This is a genomic window from Parasutterella muris (assembly GCF_009767915.1).
Taxonomy (GTDB): domain Bacteria; phylum Pseudomonadota; class Gammaproteobacteria; order Burkholderiales; family Burkholderiaceae_F; genus Parasutterella; species Parasutterella muris.
In genome coordinates this window covers 1-6,628 of sequence record NZ_WSRP01000063.1, presented here as the reverse complement: position 1 = coordinate 6,628, position 6,628 = coordinate 1, and the positions used below count along the sequence as shown (strand labels likewise).

The 6,628-nt window shown below is 49.2% G+C and carries 8 protein-coding genes and 5 tRNA genes; 5 read left to right on the top strand and 8 right to left on the bottom strand.

The features are described from left to right. From E5987_RS12265 to E5987_RS12230, 8 genes are all read right to left on the bottom strand, one after another. A partial coding sequence (locus E5987_RS12265) for a GTP-binding protein (protein ID WP_237178843.1) occupies positions 1-101 on the bottom strand: 101 nt, incomplete at its 3' end. Positions 102-145: 44 nt separating this feature from the next. After that, positions 146-220 (bottom strand) — tRNA-Thr (locus E5987_RS12260). Between the two features lie 3 nt (positions 221-223). Further along, positions 224-297: transfer RNA gene (locus E5987_RS12255), tRNA-Gly, on the bottom strand. A gap of 40 nt (positions 298-337) precedes the next feature. Continuing rightward, positions 338-423, bottom strand: a tRNA-Tyr gene (locus E5987_RS12250). 102 nt (positions 424-525) lie between these two features. Then, a tRNA-Tyr gene (locus tag E5987_RS12245) sits at positions 526-611 on the bottom strand. Between the two features lie 102 nt (positions 612-713). Next, positions 714-799 (bottom strand) — tRNA-Tyr (locus E5987_RS12240). 30 nt (positions 800-829) lie between these two features. Next, on the bottom strand, positions 830-1,192 hold the full coding sequence (locus E5987_RS12235; RefSeq protein ID WP_160336359.1) for a hypothetical protein: 363 nt from the start codon (positions 1,190-1,192) through the stop codon (positions 830-832). 6 nt (positions 1,193-1,198) lie between these two features. After that, a complete protein-coding gene (locus E5987_RS12230; RefSeq protein WP_160336358.1) occupies positions 1,199-1,516 on the bottom strand; it encodes a hypothetical protein in 318 nt (105 codons plus the stop codon). A 228-nt stretch (positions 1,517-1,744) separates the two neighbouring features. Here E5987_RS12230 and folE2 point away from each other — a divergent pair, with 228 nt between their 5' ends. The 5 genes from folE2 to E5987_RS12205 all read left to right on the top strand — a co-directional run bounded on the left by folE2 (position 1,745) and on the right by E5987_RS12205 (position 6,468). Further along, positions 1,745-2,545, top strand: a complete 801-nt coding sequence (gene folE2, locus E5987_RS12225) for a GTP cyclohydrolase FolE2 (RefSeq protein ID WP_160336357.1) — start codon at positions 1,745-1,747, stop codon at positions 2,543-2,545. A 15-nt stretch (positions 2,546-2,560) separates the two neighbouring features. Further along, positions 2,561-4,294, top strand: coding sequence for an arginine--tRNA ligase (gene argS, locus E5987_RS12220; RefSeq protein WP_160336356.1), 1,734 nt, complete (start codon positions 2,561-2,563; stop codon positions 4,292-4,294). A gap of 16 nt (positions 4,295-4,310) precedes the next feature. Continuing rightward, positions 4,311-4,853, top strand: coding sequence for an SPOR domain-containing protein (locus tag E5987_RS12215; RefSeq protein ID WP_160336355.1), 543 nt, complete (start codon positions 4,311-4,313; stop codon positions 4,851-4,853). A gap of 41 nt (positions 4,854-4,894) precedes the next feature. Then, on the top strand, positions 4,895-5,524 hold the full coding sequence (locus E5987_RS12210) for a thiol:disulfide interchange protein DsbA/DsbL (RefSeq protein WP_160336354.1): 630 nt from the start codon (positions 4,895-4,897) through the stop codon (positions 5,522-5,524). A gap of 125 nt (positions 5,525-5,649) precedes the next feature. Then, on the top strand, positions 5,650-6,468 hold the full coding sequence (locus E5987_RS12205) for an SDR family oxidoreductase (protein WP_160336353.1): 819 nt from the start codon (positions 5,650-5,652) through the stop codon (positions 6,466-6,468). Positions 6,469-6,628 lie beyond the last annotated feature (160 nt).

Below are 6,628 nucleotides of genomic sequence, written 5' to 3'. Positions count from 1 at the left end.
GTTGTGATAGCAGCCGTCAGAGTTGTTTTGCCATGGTCAACGTGACCGATGGTACCCACGTTCACGTGGGGCTTTGTTCTTTCGTACTTACCCTTTGCCATGTGTAGCTCCTGAAGCGCCTGACTCTGTCAGACTATTAAATAACTGGTGCCCATGACGCGGATCGAACGCGTGACCTCTCCCTTACCAAGGGAGTGCTCTACCACTGAGCCACATGGGCGATTGGAGCGGGTGAAGGGAATCGAACCCTCGTCGTAAGCTTGGAAGGCTTCTGCTCTACCATTGAGCTACACCCGCTCAAAGCAAATGTTCAACTGAACACTTTCTTTGGAAATCTTGGTGGAGGGGGATGGATTCGAACCATCGTAGGCGTAAGCCAACAGATTTACAGTCTGCCCCCTTTAGCCACTCGGGCACCCCTCCACATTTGGAGAACGCAGATTTTGCCAAAGAACTTTTTCTTTGTCAAGCCTGCTGAAGATATATTTTTACGAGCTCTTACAAACCTCTTTAGTTTGAGTCATTTGGTGGAGGGGGATGGATTCGAACCATCGTAGGCGTAAGCCAACAGATTTACAGTCTGCCCCCTTTAGCCACTCGGGCACCCCTCCACATTTGGAGAACGCAGATTTTGCCAAAGAACTTTTTCTTTGTCAAGCCTGCTGAAGATATATTTTTACGAGCTCTTACAAACCTCTTTAGTTTGAGTCATTTGGTGGAGGGGGATGGATTCGAACCATCGTAGGCGTAAGCCAACAGATTTACAGTCTGCCCCCTTTAGCCACTCGGGCACCCCTCCGCTCGTAAGCAGAAGCATAATTCTACATAATTAAATGAGAGTTGACAATTGAGCGCCGACGCCGAACATTGTCAGAACCCATCCGAGACGAACCATCCAGCCAACCCAGGGACGGTTCTGATCCTCCGCATCGCGCAGTTTCTTCAACGCTTCTTCACGCTTTTTCCCGTCCGTGACGTAAGTCAAAATGGCAAACTCACTGCTTCTGAAACACATCCCCGCAAAAATAAGCGCAAGTCCCATGTTTCCTAAGCTCTCAGCTGTGTCTCCCTCACTCAGACCGGCCAGCGCTTTGCCCATCATCACTGCTGAAATCACATAAAGTGAAGTACGCGCAATGACAGCGGCTCGAGTCTGTGAAATCGGAATTTTTTTGTCAGAAGTTCTCTGCATAAATTATTAATCTTTTTTTACAACTTTCTCTTCGGAGATGATTTCCGCATCAACGGCCTCGCTTTTATGCCAGTTCTTAGGCACAATGCTGCCGCCGCGGCCGGAATTATTGTCCGTTCTGTAATAATCGCCGGGATTATCTTCTGAATAATCCGTCTGTCCTTGAAATACTGCAAAGATTTTCCCGCTCAGCCAAAGCAGCCCTGATAGCGCAAACGCGCCGATGAGGACGGCTCCGAGAACCGGCAGAATAAACATGGCTGCCGCCAGGCCGACCGCTATCAGTAAAACCGGCACAATGAACTTGGAAAATTGAATGTTCAAAGTCTGCTCCTAACAATTAATAGAAGGAAAGGCAGTTTCATTCTACTTTGACAAAAGAGAAATAACGAGATCAATGCGTTTTGAAATATTTCTGTTTTCTCCCGCACTTCACGGCTTGTTACCTAGATAGGCTCCAGAGATCGGAGCTTTCCTAAATTGGCGGTATACTTTTCAGACTTCTAATTAGTATGGTCGAGGTATTTGACCTAATTTTAATTTATCAAACCAATGACAGAATCTACATTGATGGTCCTTCCTGATGTCCAGTCCAGTACGGACAGAAGAAATATTCCTATTCAGAAAGTCGGTGTCAAGGGCATTCGTACACCGATTCTTGTTAAAAGCCAGTCAGGTGCTCAGCACACTGTCGCTCACGTCGAAATGTACGTAGCGCTGCCCGCTGACAAAAAAGGCACGCACATGTCCCGCTTCTGGACTCTGCTCGGAAGCGTTGAGAAACCTTTCGCACCTGTGATGCTCAAAGAAGTCATCAGCCAAATGCTGGAATCGCTTAAGGCTGACGAGGGTTACATCCGCCTGTGCTTCCCATTCTTCATGGAGAAAAAGGCGCCTGTTTCCGAACTTGAAAGCACCATGGATTACGACGTTGAACTCGTTGCCGAGACGCTAAACGGACAAACAACAGTCTTCCAGAAAGTGACTGCTCCCGTCACAAGTCTTTGCCCCTGCAGCAAAGAAATCAGTAAATACGGAGCTCATAATCAGCGCTCTCACGTTTCGATCAGCGCCGAGGTCCAGACAAACTTCCCGATCGAAAAACAAATCGAAATGATTGAAAGCAGCGCTTCCTGCCAGGTCTGGGGCCTTCTGAAACGCTCCGATGAGAAGTTCGTCACCGAACACGCCTACGAAAACCCGAAATTCGTTGAAGACCTCGTGCGCGATGTCGCAATTCGCTGCCAGGATGAACCTTCTATCCTCTCCTTTACTGTAGAGGCTGAAAACTTCGAGTCTATCCACAATCATTCCGCTTTCGCTTCCATCGCTTTTAATAAAGACAACGAATAATTTTTAGAGGTCGATATGCTCGCCAATCAGAAGAAAGAAATTCTTCAGCTTTTTGCATCTGCGCTGCAGGCCGTCGGAGCACCTTCTGATGCAAAAATTGTTTTAGAGCGGCCCAAACAGACTGCTCACGGAGACGTCGCCTGCACCGTCGCCCTCCAGTGCGCCAAGGCTATGAAAATGCCTCCGCGTGCGATCGCCGAACAGATCGTTGCCAAATTAAATGAGAACCCGCAGACCAAGGAACTCATTTCCGCCATCCAGATCGCCGGCCCGGGCTTCATCAATATGATGCTCTCGGAAGCTGCAAAACAGGCTGTTGTTCCCCTTATCCTTAAAGAAGGGGCGGCATATGGATGCTCGGATGAACACACCGGTCAGTCAGTTCTGCTGGAATACGTCTCCGCAAATCCGACCGGACCTCTGCATCTCGGTCATGCAAGACAGGCTGCGCTCGGAGATGTCCTCTCCCGTATGCTGAAAAGCCAGGGCTGGTCTGTTACTCGTGAGTTCTATTACAACGACGCCGGGGTTCAAATCCACAATCTTGCCATCAGCGTTCAGGCAAGAGCTAAAGAACTTCTGGGCGAGAATGTTGTATTCCCCGAAGACGGCTATCACGGACTCTATATCGCCGATATCGCTAAAGATTACTTGGCTAAAAAAGATATTCAGACGTTCGACGGCGGCGTCGTTACAAGCTCCGGAAACCCGGATGACCTCGAGGATATCCGCACTTACTCGGTTGCCTACCTCAGAAATGAGCAGCACCGCGACCTTGAAGCGCTCGACGTCTCTTTCGACAACTATTATCTCGAAAGCTCTCTTTACAAAGACGGTCGAGTAGAAAAAGCAGTTCAGGCCATCAAGGATGCCGGAAAAACTTATGAGAAAGACGGCGCGCTGTGGTTTAAGAGCACCGATTACGGCGACGATAAAGACCGTGTTATGCGCAAAGCGGATGGAACCTACACCTATTTCATCCCGGACGTTGCATACCACCTTGCCAAATTCGAACGCGGCCATTCCCGTGCGATTAATATTCAGGGAACCGACCATTTCGGAACAATTGCACGAGTTCGCGCCGGCATTCAGGCCGCTTCCGGGGCATACGGATATACCATTCCGAAGGACTTCCCGGAATATATGCTCCACACCATGCTGCAGCTTGTGAAAGACGGCAAGCCGCTGAAAATGAGCAAGCGCGCAGGCAACTATGTGACGCTCGCCGATTTGGTCGAATGGGTCGGAAAAGATGCGGCACGCCTCTTTATGGTTAACCGTAAGGCCGATGCCGAATTTGTATTCGATATCGACTTGGCTCTCAGCCAGTCAGACGAAAATCCGGTTTATTACCTGCAGTATGCGCACGCCAGAATCTGCTCCGTACAGAGACAGGCAGAAGAAAAAGGCTTTAATGTTCCTTCTGAAAAGACACTCGCAGCCGCGGATCTGTCTTCTCTGACCACGCCGGCGGAAACCGTGCTGCTGAACAAACTTTCAGACTTCCCTGCCGCACTGGCTCAGGCCGCTGACGATCTCTCCCCGCAGAGCGTCGTCACCTACCTGAAGGATCTGGCTGCCGACTTCCACTCTCTCTACAACGCAGAGCGAGTGCTGGTCGATGAGACAAAAACAAGAAATGCAAGACTGGCTCTTTTACTCGCGACACGCCGAGTACTGAGAAACGGCCTTGAGATTCTTGGAATTTCTGCCCCGGAACGTCTGGAAAGAGAAACTGAACAAAATTAATTAACGGAACTGTTTTATGGCAAGTAAATCCGGCGGCGGTTTTGGAACTTGGTTTTACGGCGTACTGGTAGGCGCGGTAGTCGGTGTCGGCTGCTGCGCGGCCGCAGCGCTTTACATCACTAAGGCTCCAATCCCGTTTGTGAATAAGGTCAACCAGGCGAGCGAAAAAATTAACCCGATCGCCGGAGGTATGATCCCTGATCCTAACAAACCGCTCTCAGAAACCGGCGGTGCTCCGAGCAATGCTCCTAAGAGCAAAGTTGTAACTGTTGAACCGCCGACTGCCGAACAAGCGGACGCGGAAGCTAAACTTCAGCAGGAACAGGGTTCAAGATTCGTTGTTCAGGCCGGAGCGTTCAGTTCCGAGGCAGAAGCAGAAAACCGCAGAGCTGAGCTTGCGCTCCTTGGGTTTGAATCACGCGTGATCCCCAGAACCGACGAAGGTAAAACACTTTATCGCGTCCGTCTCGGGCCGTACGGAACTGTCCAGGAGGCAAATTCCGTACGTACAAAGTTATTAGAAAACTCTATTCAGGCAATCACCGGAAGAATTAAGTAACTGCTTTTCGGGCCTTGAATTTTTATTTAGTTAGGACTTTTATGCTTCGTAGAATTCTCCTTGCAGCTTGTCTGGCCATCCCGGCACTTAGTTTTGCTTCGGCGGAACATCCTGAAGAGGGTACGGATTACACCGTTTTAAAGACTCCTGTTCAAACACAGAACCCTAAAAAGATCGAAGTAATTTCTTTCTTTGCTTATACCTGCCCTCACTGCTACACCTACGAAAAAACATTAGAACCTTGGGCAGAAAAACTCCCTGAGGACGTCGAGTTCGTTCGTGTTCCGGTGGCGTGGTCTGATAAATACTTCCAGTACTCCAAGGCTTATTACGCCTTGGAAGCATTGAACAAACTGCATCCCTATCATGAAACGCTGTTTGAAGCAGTCATCAAACAGCGTAAAGACTTTCCGACAATCGAAAGCATTGCGGATTTCCTGGCAACCCAGGGGCTTGACCGTGACGATTTCATGAAAGCGGCCAACTCTTTCTCTACCAAGATGAAAAACGACCGCGCTTTCAAAACATGGCAGGCTTACAACATTGACGGAACCCCAGCTAATGCGGTCAACGGCAAATATGTCACCGCACCTCACATGGTCGGAACGCGTGAAGGCGCTATCCAAGTGATGGAGTTCCTCATCGATAAGGAAAGAAAAGCTAAAAAATAAGCCCGACTGAGAAGGCGCTTCAGAGCGCCTTTTTATTTTGGCAAAACACTTTGCTTTTTATCTAAACTAATAAAAATGAAGGGGCGGAAGCCTCCGTCCGGAACGATTTAACCTGGAGTTCTTACATGAATATTTTTCTCACCGGAGCCTCGAGCGGTATCGGTCAGGCGCTTGCCAAGGAATTTGCCGCTAACGGCGCGACGCTTGGACTTGTCGCTCGCCGAAAGGATAAACTCGATGAACTGATCGCCTCGCTTCCTCATCCGGAACTCCACACAGCTATCGTCTGTGACGTGACCGACAGAGATAAACTGATCGAGGAAGCCCGCAAATTTGATCAGCAGTGCGGAGGAACGGATATCGCTATCGCCTGTGCCGGCATCTCTGTCGGCGTAAAAACTCAGTATCGCGAAGACCTGGACGTTTTTAACAAGGTCTTTGATACGAATGTTTTCGCCATGGCTTCTACGTTTCACGCATTTATCGACCCGATGATCAGCCGCAAACGCGGAACATTGGTCGGTATTGCCAGCGTGGCCGGCATCAGAGGCCTGCCGGGCAGCGAAGCATACTGCGCCAGTAAGTCCGCCGCCATCACCTATTGCGAAAGCCTGCGCGTGGAAATGCAAAAGTACGGAGTTAAAGTGGTGACCATATCGCCGGGATTTGTTAGGACACCGCTGACAGCGCACAATCCTTATAAGATGCCCTTCATTATGGAACCGGAAGAATTCGCCAAGGAAGCCGTCAAAGTCATCATGGCGGGCCGTTCATATGCGACAATCCCCTACCAAATGGGCATCCTTTCTAAAATTCTGTGCCTGATTCCAAACTGCCTCTTTGACAAGATCCTCGCTTCTCGTAAACAAAAACCGCGAAGCGGACAAACTGAACAGACCGCAGTCCCGACAGAAGAAACAAAAGCAGAAGACGGCAGCAAATAGCCACAAAAAAATGGACCGAATCAGACTAATCTCCGATTCGGTCCTTTTTTATGAAAGTGAGGACTTACTCCTTAGTTTTCTTTCCCGACTTTTCCAGAAAAATGTATCAATAAGCTTCTTTAACCTTCTGAATATTCAACGATAAATTCGAAATTTTTTC